The 15,633-nt window shown below is 68.2% G+C and carries 14 protein-coding genes, 1 tRNA gene and 1 pseudogene; 4 read left to right on the top strand and 12 right to left on the bottom strand.

The window, feature by feature from the left end:
- Nucleotides 1–11 precede the first annotated feature (11 nt).
- Complete coding sequence (locus tag MOX01_RS04275) at nt 12–1,016, bottom strand: DUF1852 domain-containing protein (RefSeq protein ID WP_058630750.1); 1,005 nt, start codon at nt 1,014–1,016, stop codon at nt 12–14.
- Between the two features lie 121 nt (nt 1,017–1,137).
- Here MOX01_RS04275 and MOX01_RS04270 point away from each other — a divergent pair, with 121 nt between their 5' ends.
- Nucleotides 1,138–2,079 (top strand): LysR family transcriptional regulator, encoded by a 942-nt coding sequence (locus MOX01_RS04270; RefSeq protein ID WP_141368510.1) that lies wholly within the window; start codon nt 1,138–1,140, stop codon nt 2,077–2,079.
- A 275-nt stretch (nt 2,080–2,354) separates the two neighbouring features.
- Entirely contained in the window at nt 2,355–2,972 is a 618-nt protein-coding gene (locus MOX01_RS04265; RefSeq protein ID WP_141368508.1) for a hypothetical protein, read from the top strand.
- A gap of 72 nt (nt 2,973–3,044) precedes the next feature.
- Here MOX01_RS04265 and MOX01_RS19560 read toward each other — a convergent pair.
- The 3 genes and pseudogenes from MOX01_RS19560 to MOX01_RS04255 all read right to left on the bottom strand — a co-directional run.
- Nucleotides 3,045–3,197: pseudogene (locus MOX01_RS19560) on the bottom strand (hypothetical protein); the annotation flags it as partial.
- Nucleotides 3,198–3,247: 50 nt separating this feature from the next.
- Nucleotides 3,248–3,338 (bottom strand) — tRNA-Ser (locus MOX01_RS04260).
- 51 nt (nt 3,339–3,389) lie between these two features.
- Nucleotides 3,390–4,436, bottom strand: a complete 1,047-nt coding sequence (locus MOX01_RS04255; RefSeq protein WP_141368506.1) for a hypothetical protein — start codon at nt 4,434–4,436, stop codon at nt 3,390–3,392.
- Nucleotides 4,437–4,564: 128 nt separating this feature from the next.
- On the opposite strand from MOX01_RS04255, the gene MOX01_RS04250 reads away from it, so the two are divergent.
- A complete protein-coding gene (locus MOX01_RS04250; protein ID WP_046747607.1) occupies nt 4,565–5,341 on the top strand; it encodes a hypothetical protein in 777 nt (258 codons plus the stop codon).
- 40 nt (nt 5,342–5,381) lie between these two features.
- On the opposite strand, the gene cydC is transcribed toward MOX01_RS04250, so the two are convergent.
- From cydC to MOX01_RS04225, 5 genes are read right to left on the bottom strand one after another with little or no spacing between them, the layout of a single operon-like run.
- A complete protein-coding gene (gene cydC / locus MOX01_RS04245) occupies nt 5,382–7,070 on the bottom strand; it encodes a thiol reductant ABC exporter subunit CydC (RefSeq protein WP_141368504.1) in 1,689 nt (562 codons plus the stop codon).
- The gene (gene cydD, locus MOX01_RS04240; protein ID WP_141368502.1) at nt 7,067–8,737 is read right to left on the bottom strand and encodes a thiol reductant ABC exporter subunit CydD; all 1,671 of its coding nucleotides are present in this window, start codon (nt 8,735–8,737) and stop codon (nt 7,067–7,069) included. The genes cydC and cydD overlap by 4 nt, the downstream gene beginning before the upstream one ends.
- On the bottom strand, nt 8,734–9,762 hold the full coding sequence (gene cydB / locus MOX01_RS04235; protein ID WP_029259883.1) for a cytochrome d ubiquinol oxidase subunit II: 1,029 nt from the start codon (nt 9,760–9,762) through the stop codon (nt 8,734–8,736). Before cydB ends, cydD begins: the two co-directional genes overlap by 4 nt.
- A 14-nt stretch (nt 9,763–9,776) precedes the next feature.
- A complete protein-coding gene (locus MOX01_RS04230; RefSeq protein ID WP_029259882.1) occupies nt 9,777–11,192 on the bottom strand; it encodes a cytochrome ubiquinol oxidase subunit I in 1,416 nt (471 codons plus the stop codon).
- Nucleotides 11,179–11,889: a helix-turn-helix transcriptional regulator gene (locus tag MOX01_RS04225; RefSeq protein ID WP_029259881.1), complete on the bottom strand. Its 711-nt coding sequence runs from the start codon at nt 11,887–11,889 to the stop codon at nt 11,179–11,181. The genes MOX01_RS04230 and MOX01_RS04225 overlap by 14 nt, the downstream gene beginning before the upstream one ends.
- Nucleotides 11,890–11,989: 100 nt before the next feature.
- Here MOX01_RS04225 and radA point away from each other — a divergent pair, with 100 nt between their 5' ends.
- Entirely contained in the window at nt 11,990–13,357 is a 1,368-nt protein-coding gene (gene radA / locus MOX01_RS04220) for a DNA repair protein RadA (RefSeq protein WP_058630739.1), read from the top strand.
- Nucleotides 13,358–13,437: 80 nt separating this feature from the next.
- Here radA and MOX01_RS04215 read toward each other — a convergent pair whose 3' ends face one another.
- The 3 genes from MOX01_RS04215 to MOX01_RS04205 all read right to left on the bottom strand — a co-directional run bounded on the left by MOX01_RS04215 (nt 13,438) and on the right by MOX01_RS04205 (nt 15,445).
- Nucleotides 13,438–13,848 (bottom strand): hypothetical protein, encoded by a 411-nt coding sequence (locus MOX01_RS04215; RefSeq protein ID WP_046747602.1) that lies wholly within the window; start codon nt 13,846–13,848, stop codon nt 13,438–13,440.
- A 374-nt stretch (nt 13,849–14,222) separates the two neighbouring features.
- Entirely contained in the window at nt 14,223–14,873 is a 651-nt protein-coding gene (locus MOX01_RS04210) for a hypothetical protein (protein WP_046747601.1), read from the bottom strand.
- A gap of 71 nt (nt 14,874–14,944) precedes the next feature.
- Nucleotides 14,945–15,445: an amino-acid N-acetyltransferase gene (locus tag MOX01_RS04205; protein WP_046747600.1), complete on the bottom strand. Its 501-nt coding sequence runs from the start codon at nt 15,443–15,445 to the stop codon at nt 14,945–14,947.
- Nucleotides 15,446–15,633: the final 188 nt, after the last annotated feature.

Below are 15,633 nucleotides of genomic sequence, written 5' to 3'. Positions count from 1 at the left end.
TCGTCCGTTCGTCATCCGACGGACACCAGCGAGTCTGCGGAACGGCCGACGGCCCACCTCTCGAGGAGCTCGCCGTGCGGGGTCATCAGATGCGCGTCGGCGTACCGCCCCTGCTCGGCCGCGAGCCGGCTGCGCTCCTCCCGGTCGTAGGCGATCTTGGTCACCGAGTAGTCCTGCTGCTCCAGGGTCGGCCGGTAGATGCTCGCGGCCTCGGAGTTCGCGTTGTAGATCTCCGGTCGATAGATCTTCTGGAAGGTCTCCATCGTGCTGATCGTGCCGATGAGCTGGAGGTTCGTGTAGTCGCTGAGCAGATCCCCGCGGAAGTAGAACGCCAGCGGGGCGACGCTGCCTCGCGGCATGAAGTAGCGGACCGAGAGGCCCATCTTGCCGAAGTACTCGTCGGTCAGCGAGCCGTCCTTCTGCTCGTACTCGACACCGAGGATCGGGTGGTGGTTCTCGGTGCGACGGTACGTCTTGCTCGTCGAGACGCTGATGCAGATGACGGGCGACAGCGTGAACCGCTCCCGGTACGCCTCGGAGTCGAGGAAGTGCTGGAAGAGCTTGCCGTGCAGGTCGCCGAAGTCGTCGGGAACGGTGAAGCCTCCCGCGGCCGCGGTGGCCGCCGGCAACCGCACGCTGAAGTCGAAGTCGCGGATGTACGACGAGAAGTTGTTGCCCACGATGCCCTGAGTGCGCGTGCCCGTCGACCGATCGACGATGGTCACCTCCAGCACCTCGAGAAGAGGGAACTCCCGATCCTCCCCCTCCGTGGCGAATTGGATCGCGACCGAGACGATCTCGAGTTCGAGCGTGTAGCGATCGCGGCTCGGGTTGTCCCAGTGCGCCAGATCGTTGAACCGCCGGTCGATCATCGTCAGGGCGTTGCGGAGGTTCTGCTGACGGTGCTCGCCGCGCGCCAGATTGGCGAAGTTCGTGGTGATGCGCGAGTCGTCCGACGGCGAGTAGTCCTCGTCGAAACGGGTCGTCGTGATGCGGAACGTAAATTCGGATGCCATGAGCGGCCAATCGGTGGAAGATCGGCCGGGCTCGGCCTCGATCGGGGGTTTCTCCATGATGACGACTGCAAGGTCCCATCGGGTAATGCGCGTCGACTATGCCGTGGCATAGGTTGAATCTATGGCCAAGCGTTCGAACGGCATCACCCTCCAGCAGCTCACCTATTACATCGAAGTCGCCGCGGAGGGATCGATCAGTGCCGCCGCCGACCTGCTCTATGTCGCCCAGCCCACCCTGTCCGCGGCGATGAGGGATCTCGAGGGCAGAGTGGGGCGCGAACTCCTGATCCGCTCCGCCCGGGGCGTGACGCTCACCACCGATGGTGTCGAGTTCCTCGGGTACGCCCGGCAGGTCGTCGAGCAGGTGGCGCTCCTGGAGCAGCGCTACCTCGGTCGTCCGCCGTCCCGGCGACTCCTCGGCGTCTCGACCCAGCACTATTCGTTCGCTGTCGACGCCCTCGTGCGGATGGTGAAGGCGACCGCGGCGACCGAATACGAGTTCTCCCTGCGCGAGACGCGCACCTGGGACATCATCGAAGACGTCCGCACCCTCCGCAGCGAGCTGGGGATCCTCTACCGCAACGACTTCAACCGCAACGTGATCGACAAGCTGCTCCGCGACTCCGGGCTCGCCTTCCACCCGCTCTTCGTCGCAGACCCGCACATCTTCATCTCCCGCAAGAACCCCCTCGCCGCGCGGAAGCGCGTGACGCTCGCCGATCTCGCCGACGTGCCGAGGCTCACGTTCGACCAGGGCGCGAACAACTCCTTCTACTTCGCCGAGGAGATCCTCTCCACCCTCTCGAGTCCGCAGGACATCCGCGTCTCCGACCGCGCGACCATCTTCAACCTGATGATCGGCCTCGACGGCTACACCATCTCGACCGGCATCATCAGCGACGACCTCGACCCCGAGATCGTCGCCATCCCGCTCGACGTCGACGAGAACATCGAGATCGGCTGGATCGGCCACGCGGCGATCCCGCTCACCGAGCAGGCGCAACGCTACCTCGCCGAACTGCGCGCCGTCGTCTCCGAGTTCGGCGTGGAACTGCTCGGGTGAGGTCGAGACCTCATCGCCCATCCCCCTCCCGGAGCGGCGGCTCAGTGAAGCCCGAAGGCGGCGTCGAGCGCCCGGAGCATCACCACTCGCCCCCTTCGGCATCGGACTGTGCCTTTCGTCGCCGGCATCGAAGGAGGTAAGAGCTCGGACAGATTCCCGGGTCACGCTCCTGCACCGACTGCGGCACCCCTCGTGCATGGCTTCCCACACGGGCGATCGCGCCGATAGTCACGCATGACTCCGGCGAATGATCACCCACAGGAAGCAGTGACACCATGGTCAAACTCATGAAGGTCGACGATCTCGTCGCGATCGCCCGCGGCGCCGGCATCGCGCTGGTGCGTGCCGACGAGGCTCACCCCGAGAACACCTACATCTATGCCGCTCCCGACCGCGACATCCTCTACATCGGTACCGCCGCCTCGGCTCAGCGCAGCCGGGACGAAGTGCGTATCGCCGCAGAGGGCTACATCGATCGAATCGGGGTCGGCTTCTCGGCGCTCATCACGGAGAACGACGGGGTGCGGCACAGCTTCCACTACGACCCAGCGACCTTCGACCCCCAGGCGATCCTCCAGCAGGACATCCAGTGGGAGGGTCGCTCCGTCCTCCCGGTGCTCGAACGACTGAAGACCGGGCCCGCACCCTCGATCGCCGAAGTCGAGCAGATCCTCGTTCGGGTGTTGGTCTGCACCGGCCGCCTGGTCGGCAACTCGCAGTATGCATCACAGTGGGACGGACCCGAGGGAAAGTACCCGAACATCATCGCGCTCCTGGCCGCGTTCTACGCTCGCGGCGAGGACGGGGAGCTCCCTCGTCACACCGCGCTCGATGTCTCTGAAGGCGCGGAGGAGCTCGCCGAGAGTCTCGCGAATGTGACAGCGGGACGATAGCTCGAACAGCTCGTCGCACCCCAGGTTGCAGGCGAGCATCGCGATCGCTGCGAAGTCCTTCCGGTGGTCCTCGTCGGAAACAGACCGCGGCACGATGTGGGCTGCCACTAGCAGCGACGCAGGCAGCCGTCGGCCGCACAGATCGCAGTTTGCCGCGTCACGTCCTGCCAACAGATATCCGCGGAGACGCCCTTGCTGCGTTACCGCAGACCGATCACCGAACATGACGAAGGCCCCGCATCCCAGTGTTTACAAGGGAGTCGGGGCCTTCGTGGTGGCGGTGACGGTGGGATTTGAACCCACGGTAGGGGGTTACCCTACACAACTTTTCGAGAGTTGCACCTTCGGCCGCTCGGACACGTCACCGCGGAACAGCTTACGCGACGCCGGGCGTCCACGCGAATCGAGAGCAGCAGCTCACCAGGTGCTGGCGACCTCGGCGTGCGTGCGCAGGATGCCCTCGGTCGATCCGGCGGGTGCGCGGCCGATCCCGCATTCCGTCGCGACCCCGAACGCGGAGACGAACGGAGCAGCGGCGGCGATGCGACGTGCGGCACCCTCGACACCGTCCTCCCGGTGCACGAGCCCCAGGTACAGCTCGTCGACCGGTGCGAGGTCGGTGAGCGGGGCGAAGTAGGCCTCGTCGTCGTGGTCGATCGGCACGGGGAGGTGCAGCCAGGTGAGCGGACGCGCGGATGCGGCCACGACGGCGTTCGCATACCGGACCAGGTTCGCCGCGTCGCGCGGCTCGAAGAAGTGCTTCTCCCCCGCGTCGCCGTAGCAGAGGTGCACGCCCACCTCGACGTCGGCGGGCACCGCGTCGACCAGGGCGGCCAGCCGTGCGACCAGTCCGGCGAACGGCTCGCCGGGCCACCAGGCCTCCATCACGGATCCGTACCCGGCCGCGCGCTCGATGATGCCCATCTCGCTGGCGACGTCCCACTGCACGGCGAGGTCTTCGTGCGGGATGGCTGCCAGGATCTCCTCGAGCTCGCGCAGGATCGCGGCGGTGTAGACGGGCTCGATGGCGCCGCGATCATCGCCGTGGAAGAACGAGGCGATCACGGCGAGCGGCGTGGGCAACGACACCTGGAACCGCACCTCCGCCGGAACCGCACCCTCGGCGCGCAGTCGCTCGAACACCGCATACGACTCGATCGCGGCGGCTGCGTAGCCGAGCGGCGGCAGCTCGATGGCCGAGGCATCCGCGCCCTCGCCGATGCGCAGACCCCGGGCATCGATGCCGGCGGGGAACGGGATGGGTTCATCGCCGATGCGCTCGATGCCCTCGGCCTGACCGATCACGTCGGGCTGGAACATGATCCAGTGGAACCGCTTGCCGACCTCGCCGTCCGGGATGCGGCGGAGTCGAGTGCCGAGCGTCTCCGCGGCGGTGCGGATCGTGGTCTCGGCGTCGTCGTAGTTCACGCTGCCCACGAGGAGGGCACCCTGCGGCTGAGTCATGCCCCCAGAATATCGGCGGGTCGGCGGCGTTTTCCCCGGCAGCGGATCCGCCAGGACGGGGGCGATCGAGTTAGGATGGCCTTACAACCCGCCGCCTGTGGGGGCAGCGATGACGGGAAGGTTCCATCATGGGCTTCATCACGTCCGAGGCACTGGCCGACACCGGCTACGTCGTGCTCGACGACCACACCTCCGCCACCGATCCCGCTGAATGGCTGGGCCTCGAGTACGTCGGTTGGCGCTCCTCCGGCATCACGCGCTTCGCCCCGCTCACCAGCTACGCCGGCGACGTCGACTGCAACGGCTTCTGGAACCACACCCCGCCGCGCACCGACAAGGACGGTGTCTGGGTCGACTCGCAGGTCGCGATCGCCCCGACGCTGCAGCGCCGGGCCCAGGAACCGGGCGCGGGCATCGGCCGATGCCGCGTGATCGAGCTGCAGCCCAACGAGTACGCCGACGCGATCTACAACCTGCACCAGGACGACAACAACCGCCTCAACGAAGAGGGCACCGGCTGGGTCGTCCGCGGCTTCTTCAACCTCTCCGACGACACCGAGTCGATGCTGATCCTGCGCTCCGACCGCTTCGACCCCGCGACCGAGATCCGCCTGCCGCTGCGCGCCGGCTCCCGCATCATCGTCGACACGCAGCGCTTCTGGCACGCGGTCTGGCACCGCGGCACGGCACCGCGCTACGCCCTCATCACCTCGTGGACCAGCGGCCCCGAGCTCGACGCGTACATCGCCGCCAACCACGGCGACCCGCACCCGAAGACCGTCGACCTCGATCCCCGGTTCGTCGACGCCGCCCAGATCGAGCTGCACCGCCGCATCGAAGAGCGCCGTCGCGCGTTCGAAGCACAGGGCATCGTGATGGAACCGCCCGTGGACATGAACGTCTGAGACGTCGGCCCGCAGGTCTCCCCGCACGGAGCCAACGGTGTCAGACCGTGCGGCCGTCGTGGATCCGCACCACGCGGTCGACCGTCCCCGCCGGCGGCGCCACGTGCGAGATCAGCAGCACCGACTGCTCCCCCGCGGCCAGCAGCAGATCGCGCAGCAGGGCATCCGATGCCTCAGGATCGACGCCCGCCGTCGGCTCGTCGAGCACCAGCACGGGGAAGCCGCGCAGCAGCGCCCTGGCGAGCGAGATTCGCTGCGCCTGACCGCCGGACACCAGCGCGCCGCGGTCACCCACCCTCGCATCGAGGCCCCCGCGCTCCCGCACCCAGTCACCGAGTCCGACCCGGTCGAGCATCGCCAGCAGTTCCTCGTCCGAGGCGGAGTCGCGCGCGAAGAGCAGATTCTGGCGGATGTCCTCGTCGAACAGCTGAGGGCTCTGCTCGCACAGTCCGATCACGCGTCGCAGCGCCGGGCCCGAGAGCTCTGCGGCGTCGCGACCACCCACCAGATACTCGCCCTCCACGCGCAGGAAGCCGACCAGGGTCGCCGCGAGCGAGCTCTTGCCCGCCCCACTCGGTCCCGCGACCAGCACGCGCTCACCGGCGCGGAGGTCGAGGTCGACTCCCTTCAGCGCGGGCGTGCCGCCGGGCCAGGTCGCCCTGACGCCGCGCAGATGCAGCTCGGGAGTGCGCTCGAACTCCACGTCATCCCCCTCGTCGGAACGCAACTCCTCCGGCATCCGCTCCGGGAGCACGTCGACGATGCGCCCGGCGCTCGCGCGTACGCTCCGCCATGACGCCGCAGCGATCGGCACCGCTCCGAACACCTCGAAGACCACCATCGGCACGAGCACCGCCACGGCCAGCCACGGACCGTCGATCGAGCCGTCCGCAAGGCCCGGAGCCGCCACGGCGAGCGCCCAGACCGATGCCACCCCGGCCACGGCGGACACGACACCCGCCGCGACGGCCTGAGCGAGGGAGGCACGGTCGACCACGCGTCGCAGAGCCGCATCGGCGGCGGTGATCCGCGCCCGCGCCTGTTGCTCCGCCCCGTAGGCGATGAGCACGTCGAGGCTCCCGAGGTAGTCGACGAGAGCTGCGGAGAGCTCTGCCCGACGCTCCGAGACCCGTGCTTCGGCGTGCGAGCCGAACGCCCAACCGAGTCCGATCGCTGCAGCCGCGGCGGCCAGGAGGCAGACCGCGAGAGCGAGGGCGGCCGGGGGCGAGACGAACGCGAGGAAGCCCACCGCTCCGACCGCGACGAGCGCCGCCACACCGAGCGGCTGCACCACTCGCAGCGGCAGGTTCTGCAGGTTCTCGACGTCGTCCACGAGAGCTGCGAGCACCTGCCCGCGGTCCGTCGAGCCGAGTCCCGCCGGCGACAGAGGGATCAGCCGGCGCACCATGTCGGCACGAGTCGAGGCGAGCTGACGCAGCGCGGCATCGTGTCCGCTCAGGCGCTCCAGATAGCGGGTGACCGCGCGCGAGACGGCGAAGAAGCGCACACCGACGACGGCGATCGACAGCGGCACCAGCGAATCGACGATCGAGGCGCTCACGATCAGCCACCCGCTGACCGCGAGCAGACTCACGGCGGCGGCGGCCGAGAGCAGACCCCAGATCAGTCCCGGTACGAAGCGGCCGAGTGGCGGCTGCGCGAGTCGCAGGATGGCGCCGACCAGGTGACCGCGGGAATGCGCGGCATCGGTTGTGCGGGGTGCAGTCATGCGTTCACCCCCAGCGCCACGATCTGATCCGCGATCTCCCGTGCGGTCCGACGGTGGGAGACGAGGAGGATCGTCGCCCCGGCATCCGCCTTCTCGCGCAACGATCGCCACAGCCGGTCCTCGGTCTCGGGGTCGAGCGCGCTCGACGGCTCATCGAGTGCGAGCACCCGTCCGGACGCCGTTGCCTGGCGATACAGGGCGCGGGCGACGGCCACCCGCTGCGCCTGCCCGCCCGACAGTCCCGCCCCCTGCACGCCGAGCTCCAGCGCGGGGTCGATCCCCTCGGCGCAGGCGTCGTCGAGCGCAGCGCGCACCCGACCTGCGTCCGGCACAGGATCACCGAGGGTGACGTTCGTCGCCACGGTCCCGCGCGTCAGTCCAGGTGCCTGTCCGGCCCAGGCGAGCCACACCGACGGCGCGATCCCCCGCACGTCCGCGCCGCCGTAGAACGCCGTCCCCTCGAACTCGACAGCGCCCCGGAGTGCCGCCAGCAGCGACGACTTCCCCGACCCGCTCGGCCCCTCGATGACGGTGATGGTCCCCGGCCCGGCTGCGAACGACACGGGCGGCAGGTCGCGAACCCGCAGACCCTCGACCACGAGGTTTCCGCCGTTGGCCGGTGCCACGGTGGTGTCCACATGCATGACCGATTCACGGATGCCGGGGGTTTCGGCGGCGATTCCTCCGACATCCGTCGAAAGCTCCTGCATCCGCGCGCGCTCCCCCGCCGCATCGAGCACCTCGAACACGTCCTCCGTCGCCGCGACCCCCTCGGCCGCCGCGTGGAACTGCACCCCCACCTGCCGGATGGGCAGGAACGCCTCGGGAGCGAGCAGCAGCACGAACAGCCCCACCTCGAGGGTCAGATCGCCCGACAGCAGCCGGAAGCCGACCGACACCGCGATCAGGGCCACCGCGATCGAGGCCAGCAACTCCATCGCGAAGCCGGACAGGAACGAGAACCGCAGCACCTTCATGGTCTCGCGGCGGTACTCGTCGGCGGTGACCTCGATGCGGTCGGCCGCACGCCGGTCGCGTCCGAACAGTCGCAGCGTCGACAGCCCCTGCACCGTGTCGGCGAAGCGTGCCGCGAGGCGCTGCAGCGTCTGCCACTGCCGGGTCTGCACGGTGCGGGTCGCCATGCCGATCAGGATGAGGAACAACGGGATCAGCGGCAGCGTGATCACTGCGGTGAGTCCGCTCGGCCAGTCCTGCCACCACATGACCGCGACGAGCACCGGCGTCGCGATCACGGTCAGCACGAGCTGCGGGATGTACCGGGCGAAGTAGGCGTCGAGAGCTTCGAGCCCGTGACCGGCCGTGACCGCGAGCGCCGTCTGATTGCGCTGCGCGAGCCACCCTGGCCCGAGCCTCCCGACCGCAGCCACGAGCGCCGTGCGCAGCTGCATCCCCGTCTTGGCGGCCGCCCGTGTGCCCGCGGCATCCGAGGCCGCGATGAGCAGGCCGCGCAGCAGAGCCGTGAGCAGCAGCCAGAGCAGCGACGAGGTGACGTCACGCCCCGCGAGGGCCCCCGTGATCGCGTCGGTCAGCAGCCACGCGAAGACGATCGTGACCGCCGTCTGGACGACGCCGATCAAGGCGGATGCCGCGAGGAAACCCCTCGCGGCACCCGCGTATCGCAGCAGTCTCGGATCGACGGGTTTCACGCGTGCGCCGGAGCCCCCTCGATGGATTTCCGGGTGACGCGCTTGCGGAACACCCAGTAGGTCCACGCCTGGTACGCGAGCACGAGCGGCATCGCGATCAGGGCCGTCCAGCTCATGATCTGCAGCGTGTACGGGGTGCTCGAGGCGTTGGCGATCGTGAGGCTGTAGGCCGGGTCGATCGTCGACGGCATCACGTACGGGAACAGGGCGGAGAACAGCATGACCACGGCGAACATGACCGTGAGCATGCCGGCGAAGAACGCCCACCCGTCGCGACGGACGAGCGAGAAGCCGACCGCCGCGATCAGGCTGACCGCCGCGAGCGCACCGGCTGCGATGACCAGCCAGAGCAGCGGAGCCTCGCGGCCCATCGCGATCGCGACCGTCCAGATCACCGTCGCGGCTGCGACGAGGATCGTCGGGATGGCGGCCTTCTTCGCGAGCTTCTGCGCATCCTCATGCACCTGACCATCGGTCTTGAGTGCCACGAACAGCACCCCGTGCAGGAAGAAGAGCAGCAGCGTGGTGACGCCCACCAGCAGTGCGTAGGGGTTCAGCAGGGAGAAGAAGCCGCCGACGAAGATGTGGTTCTCGTCGATCGCGACGCCCTGCACGATGTTGCCGAACGCCACACCCCACAGCAGCGCGGGAACGACAGAGCCGATCACGATCATCCGGTCGAAGCCGGCCTTCCACTTCGCGCTGTCGCGCTGGTGCCGGTACTCGAACGAGACACCGCGCAGGATCAGCGCGAGCAGGATCAGCAGCAGCGGCAGGTAGAAGCCGCTGAACAGCGTGGCGTACCACTCGGGGAACGACGCGAACAGCACGGCGCCGGCCACGATGACCCAGGTCTCGTTGAGATCCCAGACCGGGCCGATCGTGTTGATGACCTGTCGGCGCGAGACGTCGTTCTTGCCGAGGAACGGCAGGGACATGCCGACTCCGAAATCGAAGCCGTCCAGGACGAAGTAGCCGACGAAGAAGAAGGCGACGATGAAGAACCAGAGTGTTGCGAGATCCATGATGCTCCTCCCTCTCAGTAGACGACCGACGGCAGCTGGGCCGTCTCGTCATGCGGCTTCTCTTCGGTGTCGGGCCCCTTCTGGGCGGCCCGGATGATGAGGCGGATCTCCACGACGGCGAGCGCCGCATAGATCGCGGTGAACGCGATGAGCGATATCAGCACCTCGAGCCCGCTGACGCCCGGCGAGACACCGTCCTGCGTCGTCATCAGCCCGAACACGATCCAGGGCTGTCTGCCCATCTCGGTGAAGACCCAGCCCATGATGTTGGCGGCCAGCGCGAGCGGGAACGACCAGATGGCGACCTTCCACATCCACGGTGCGACCGGCTTCTTGGCGCCCTTGCGGGTGACCCAGAGGCCCGCGACGGCGACGAGCGCCGCGGCGATGCCCAGGCCGATCATCCAGCGGAAGGCCCAGTACGTGATCCACAGCACCGGGGCGAAGTCGGTCAGACCGGTGGCGGCGTAGGTCTGCGCGTACTCGGCGTTCAGATCGTTGATGCCGTGCACACACGCGTCGAGGGTGTGTGTCGACAGCAGCGAGAGCAGATACGGCACGCGGATGGAGAACAGTTCGGAGCTGCCGTCCGGGGTGCCGAGCGTGAAGATGCTGAAAGAGGCATCGGGACCGCAGACCGTGTTGAACGTGGCCTCGGCCGCCGCCATCTTCATGGGCTGCGCGGCGTACATCGCGAGGCCCAGCTGGTCGCCCGTGAGCACGACGCCCGCGGTCGAGACGATCATGGCCCACAGCCCGAACTTGAGCGAGATGCGCATGGTGTCGAAGTGCTGGCCGCGCGAGAGGTGCCAGGCCGAGACCGAGATCACGACACCGGCGGCGAACATGAACGCACCGAAGATCGTGTGCGGGAACGCGGCGAGCGCGACGGGGTTGGTCAGCAGCGCCCAGAAGTCGGTCAGCTCGGCGCGGTTGGTCGCCTCGTTGAACGTGTACCCGACGGGGTTCTGCATGAAGGCGTTGGCGGCGATGATGAAGTACGCCGACAGGATGCTGCCGATCGAGACGCACCAGATCGTGGCGAGGTGCAGCTTCTGCGGGAGCTTGTCCCAGCCGAAGATCCAGAGGCCGATGAAGGTCGCCTCGAAGAAGAAGGCCAGCAGGCCCTCGAAGGCGAGCGGGGCGCCGAACACGTCACCGACGAAGCGGGAGTAGTCGGACCAGTTCATGCCGAACTGGAACTCCTGCACGATGCCGGTGACGACGCCCATGGCGAAGTTGATCAGGAAGATCTTCCCGAAGAAGCGGGTCAGGTGCAGGTACTGCACCTTTCCGGTGCGCACCCACGCGGTCTGGAAGATCGCCGCGACCAGCGCCATGCCGATCGTGAGCGGCACGAAGAGGTAGTGGTAGACGGTCGTCAGGCCGAATTGCCATCGGGCCAGAGCGAGCGGATCAAGCCATTCCATGCACGACTCCTGTTCTGTGGTGCCGCTGCTTCGTGCTGTGACGCAGCGTTCCCTCGACCAGCGGCGCGGTGGTGTCGCGCAGCTGCACGGTGCAGTCCGACGGGAGGACAGCGTCGCGCACGCACTCGGCTTCGAGTGGTCCGCCTGCCTCGTTCAGGACGCCTTGCATGAGTTCCAGGTGCACGCGGCACAGCATCGGGCGGTCCTCCGACCGTCCGGCGGCGTGCGGGCACGGACTGAGGTCGACCGTGAGACTGCGGTCGTCGAGCACGGGCTCGAAGCCGCTCTCCTCCAGGTGCTCGACGAGCGCATCGAGCTGATAGGTGGCTTCGCGACCGAGTCCGGACGCCGCGTCGGGGAGCATGCTCCGCATCAGGTCGCCGCGACGGGCTGCCGCCTTCGCCTTGTCTCGGGCCACGGGACTGGAGGCCCCTGGCGCTCCGGTCGCCGCGCTGTACAGCGTGCGCGGTCGGCCCCGTGTCGTGCGGTGCTCGATCGTCGGGATCACGTAGCCGCCCTCGATCAGGCGCTGCAGGTGCTCGCGGATCGTGTTGGGGTGCAGCCCTGTGGCTTCGCACAGCTGGGTGATGGAGAGCTCGCCCCGGGTCTGCGAACTTCCCGCTTCGAAGAGCAAGTGCAGGATCTGCACCCGGGAGTAGCTCGAGATCGGCCCGCAGACGGGCCCGCCGTTGGCCATGAACCCAGTATCCCGCGACACTGCGAGTTTGCCGAGAGGATGGGCCGTGAATAAACACCTGGCCGATAGGGATGTCTGATGCCGGCGATAGCCTGGGGGCATGGCCACCCGGAAACCCGCTCCTCCTGCGTACGTGTGCACGGAATGCGGGTGGACCACCGCCAAGTGGGTCGGACGCTGCGGCGAGTGCCAGCAGTGGGGAACGGTGCAGGAGCAGGCAGCGCAGACCGGCATCCTCCGTCGGGTGGGGCCGGTCGCGCCGACGGCCGACCGTGCCGCCCGGCCCATCACGCAGATCACGACGCAGGATGCACCGCGTCGTTCGAGCGGCGTCGGCGAGTTCGACCGTGTCCTCGGCGGCGGCATCGTGCCGGGGGCGGCGATCCTGCTCAGCGGTGAACCCGGCGTCGGCAAGTCCACGCTTCTGCTCGAGGTGGCAGCGCAGGCGGCTCGCGGCGGACGCCGTGTGCTCTACGCGAGCGCCGAGGAATCCCCCGGTCAGGTGCGCCTGCGCGCCGAGCGCACTGGCGCGCTGCACGACGAGCTGTATCTCGCGAGCGAGACCGATCTGGCGACCATCCTCGGCCACATCGACGAGGTCAAGCCGCAGCTCGTGATCGTCGACTCGGTGCAGACCGTCTCGTCGTCCCTGATCGACGGCGCCGCCGGGCAGCCCAGCCAGGTGCGAGAGGTGGCTGCCACACTGATCCGCATCGCCAAGGATCGTGACCTGCCGATCATCATCGTCGGCCACGTGACAAAAGACGGTCAGGTCGCCGGGCCCCGTGTGCTCGAGCACCTCGTCGACGTGGTGTGTCACTTCGAGGGCGACCGGCAGACCTCGCTGCGCTTCGTCCGCGCGCTCAAGAACCGCTTCGGTCCGACCGACGAGGTGGGCTGCTTCGAGATGACCGGCGACGGCATCGCCGAGGTGCCAGACCCCTCAGGGCTCTTCCTCTCGCAGGGGGCGACCGAGCCAGGCACGTGCGTGGCGATCTCGCTCGAGGGTCGACGCGCCCTCCCCGTCGAGGTGCAGGCGCTCACGGTGCCGAGCAACGCCCCGAACCCGCGCCGCATCGTGCACGGCGTCGACTCCTCGCGGGTCGCCATGGTGCTGGCCATCCTCGAGAAGAGAGCCGGCATCGCGACCGGCAGCCTCGACGTCTACGTGTCCACGGTCGGCGGTGTGCGCTTCACCGAACCCGCGGCCGACCTCGCGATCGCCATCGCCGTGGCGGGTTCCATCCAGCAGATCTCGGTTCCGCGCACGGTCGCGGCGGTGGGCGAGCTGAGCCTCGCCGGGGAGATCAGGCCGGTCACGCAGGCGGCCCAGCGACGCTCCGAGGCCGCGCGCCTCGGCTATGAGCAGGTGGTCGACGATCGTTCGAAGACGCTCCGAGCCGCGCTGAGCGATGTGCGCGCGCGCAACACCTCACGCCGATCCGACCGCGACATCCCCCCGTTCTGACCGCCCGCCCTTCCGCGTCGCGGTTTTGACGTCGAAGGTCAGGCATGGAGGGTCTGACGCCGTGTGTCTGACGTCGCGTGTCAGGCGTCGAGCGCCTTGAGCAGCTCAGCGGGATCGGCCTGCATCGGGTGCGGCCCGGCGATATCGAGGAACACCGTCGTGATCGGGTGCGCCGCGAGGAACTTCCGCAGCCAGTCCGCGCTGTAGATGCCCACTCCTGGAGGCAAGTTGGCAGGCTTGTTCTTCGCGTCGCTGAAGAGCAGCAGGGCGAGGTCACCGGTGTTCGGGTCGCGATACGTCCACACCTCGCCGCTGTCGAGAGGGTTGTCCCGCGCGCCGGGCTTGATGAGCGGGACGATCGTGGTGCCGTGCCGGAGGGCGAGCGCGACCGCAGCGACATCCTGCTTCTCCAGAGCCTGCGCCAGAGCGTCCGAACGGAAATCCTCGGGTGCCGGCTTGTTCTTTCCGGACTTCGCCTTCTTCGCTGCCATGCATCCAGCTTATGCAGAGCGCCGGGCTCAGAGTGCCGATCCGACAGCGGAGACGATTGGGGCCCTCTCGAGTCCCACATTGGGGACTGGGGTACTCGAGAGGGCCCTCGGACTCTCGTGCGGCGATGTCGAAGCGCTGGGGACGCTGTAGTTCGACGCCACTGGGGATGGCTTGTTGCCGCAGATGCGGAGAGTCGCTTCTATGGTATCCCAAAGAGTGGGGGATGTCAGCATCGTGCGGCGAAGGCAGGCGACATCGCTCCATTTCGTGCGATACCCGTCGAGCGACGACGGATTTCGAAGGCGCCGTCTGAGATCGCTTCGAACTCAGCGGGACGGAGCTGCGCAGCGATCGGTCGTCGGTGCGACGTCGTTCAGTAGAGCAGGATCTGCGCGCTCGAGGGGCTCGTGAAACCGCCGATGGATACCTCGACGTGGTACGAGGCTCCGCCCCCAGGCGCTCGCTGTCGATTCTCCTGGGCACAGGTCTCGACACTCGACCGGGTGCGATCCCAGGTGACGGGGTCTTTGCTCGTGACCGTGGTACCCGCCGTGAGCGTGGCGATCATGCTGCTCGGGTTCTCCTGGCAGTCGGTCGAACGCCACCATTCGTCCGAGCCGCTGGAGATCGTGAACGCCTGGGTGGCGGAACCGACGTCGAGCGTGCAGTCCTTCGTGCCCTTGTTGGTCAGCGAGATCGAGAGCTTCGGCAGAACGCCGGGCGCATAGCTCTCGGCGTCGGTCACGGCGGCGACCTCGATGTCCGCCGCCTCGCAGGCGACGATCGCCGGCGTCTGCTCGGAGGAGGGATCGGGAGAGGGCGACTGCCCCTCGGTCGTCGCGCCCGCGGACGGTGACGGCGACGTGGAGGGGGTGGACGTCGGCGTCGATGACGTGTCGGCCGAGGCCCACGGGCGGGCGATCAGCAACCAGGCGCCGATGCCGATCGCGGCGACGGCCAGGATGAGACCGAGGATGACGACCAGTCGCCGACGACGGTAGACGGCGGCAGAGCGACGGGGCATGACTCCAGGCTAAGCGATCCGCCGCGCTCAGCCTGGGAGGCCCCACGGCACACGCGGACGAACGTGCGTGGTCAGAGCACCTTGAGCATGCGCGTGTTGCCGAGCGTGTTCGGCTTGACGTGGGCGAGGTCGAGGAACTCCTCCACACCCGCGTCACCGCTGCGCAACAGCTGCGAGTACACGTCCGAGTCGACCACCTGCTCGCCGATCGGGGTGTAACCGCGCCGCCCGAAGAAGTCGACCTCGAACGTGAGGCAGAACAGGCGGGTCAGGCCGAGCGTCTTGGCGTTCTCCTCCAGACGGTCGACGATCGCGCGCCCGACACCGTGGTGCAGCCAGTCGTCGCGCACGAGCAGAGTGCGCACCTCGCCGAGGTCTTCCCAGAACACGTGCAGCGCACCGCATCCGATCAGCACGCCATCGGCCTCTGCGACGACGAACTCCTGCACCGCGCCGTACAGCACCGCCAGGTCTTTGCCGAGCAGGATGCGCTGTTCGACGAGCGGCTGCAGCAGGTCACGGATGCCGACGATGTCGGCGCTGCGCGCCGGACGGACGATGTACTCGCTCACACCACAAGCCTAGAACCCACCCCTGGGCATGTCCCTCAGCCGGGGTCGGTATGCCAAAACCCAGACCATCCGATGCCCTCGAGGCGTGTCCGGCCTGGACGCGCCGAGGCGCCGCGGCATGGTCTGGGTTTTCGCACGAGGCGGGGACACAAGAGGCGGGGACACAAGAGGCGGGGACACAAGAGGCG

The sequence above is a fragment of the Microbacterium oxydans genome (genome assembly GCF_006540085.1).
In the GTDB taxonomy this organism is placed as follows: domain Bacteria; phylum Actinomycetota; class Actinomycetes; order Actinomycetales; family Microbacteriaceae; genus Microbacterium; species Microbacterium oxydans.
Note: the sequence above shows the minus strand (reverse complement) of the source record. Positions and strands in the feature narration are given on the sequence as shown.

Bases quoted from the DNA above. Each gene is read 5' to 3' on its own strand.
- MOX01_RS04255 (WP_141368506.1), bottom strand. From the start codon at position 4,436: ATGACTCAGCCGCAGGGTGCCCTCCTCGTGGGCAGCGTGAACTACGAC.
- MOX01_RS04230 (WP_029259882.1), bottom strand. From the start codon at position 11,192: ATGGAATGGCTTGATCCGCTCGCTCTGGCCCGATGGCAATTCGGCCTG.
- cydB (WP_029259883.1), bottom strand. From the start codon at position 9,762: ATGGATCTCGCAACACTCTGGTTCTTCATCGTCGCCTTCTTCTTCGTC.
- radA (WP_058630739.1), top strand. From the start codon at position 11,990: ATGGCCACCCGGAAACCCGCTCCTCCTGCGTACGTGTGCACGGAATGC.
- MOX01_RS04210 (WP_046747601.1), bottom strand. From the start codon at position 14,873: ATGCCCCGTCGCTCTGCCGCCGTCTACCGTCGTCGGCGACTGGTCGTC.
- MOX01_RS04270 (WP_141368510.1), top strand. From the start codon at position 1,138: ATGGCCAAGCGTTCGAACGGCATCACCCTCCAGCAGCTCACCTATTAC.
- MOX01_RS04225 (WP_029259881.1), bottom strand. From the start codon at position 11,889: ATGGCCAACGGCGGGCCCGTCTGCGGGCCGATCTCGAGCTACTCCCGG.
- MOX01_RS04275 (WP_058630750.1), bottom strand. From the start codon at position 1,016: ATGGCATCCGAATTTACGTTCCGCATCACGACGACCCGTTTCGACGAG.
- MOX01_RS04215 (WP_046747602.1), bottom strand. From the start codon at position 13,848: ATGGCAGCGAAGAAGGCGAAGTCCGGAAAGAACAAGCCGGCACCCGAG.
- cydC (WP_141368504.1), bottom strand. From the start codon at position 7,070: ATGACTGCACCCCGCACAACCGATGCCGCGCATTCCCGCGGTCACCTG.
- MOX01_RS04265 (WP_141368508.1), top strand. From the start codon at position 2,355: ATGGTCAAACTCATGAAGGTCGACGATCTCGTCGCGATCGCCCGCGGC.
- MOX01_RS04250 (WP_046747607.1), top strand. From the start codon at position 4,565: ATGGGCTTCATCACGTCCGAGGCACTGGCCGACACCGGCTACGTCGTG.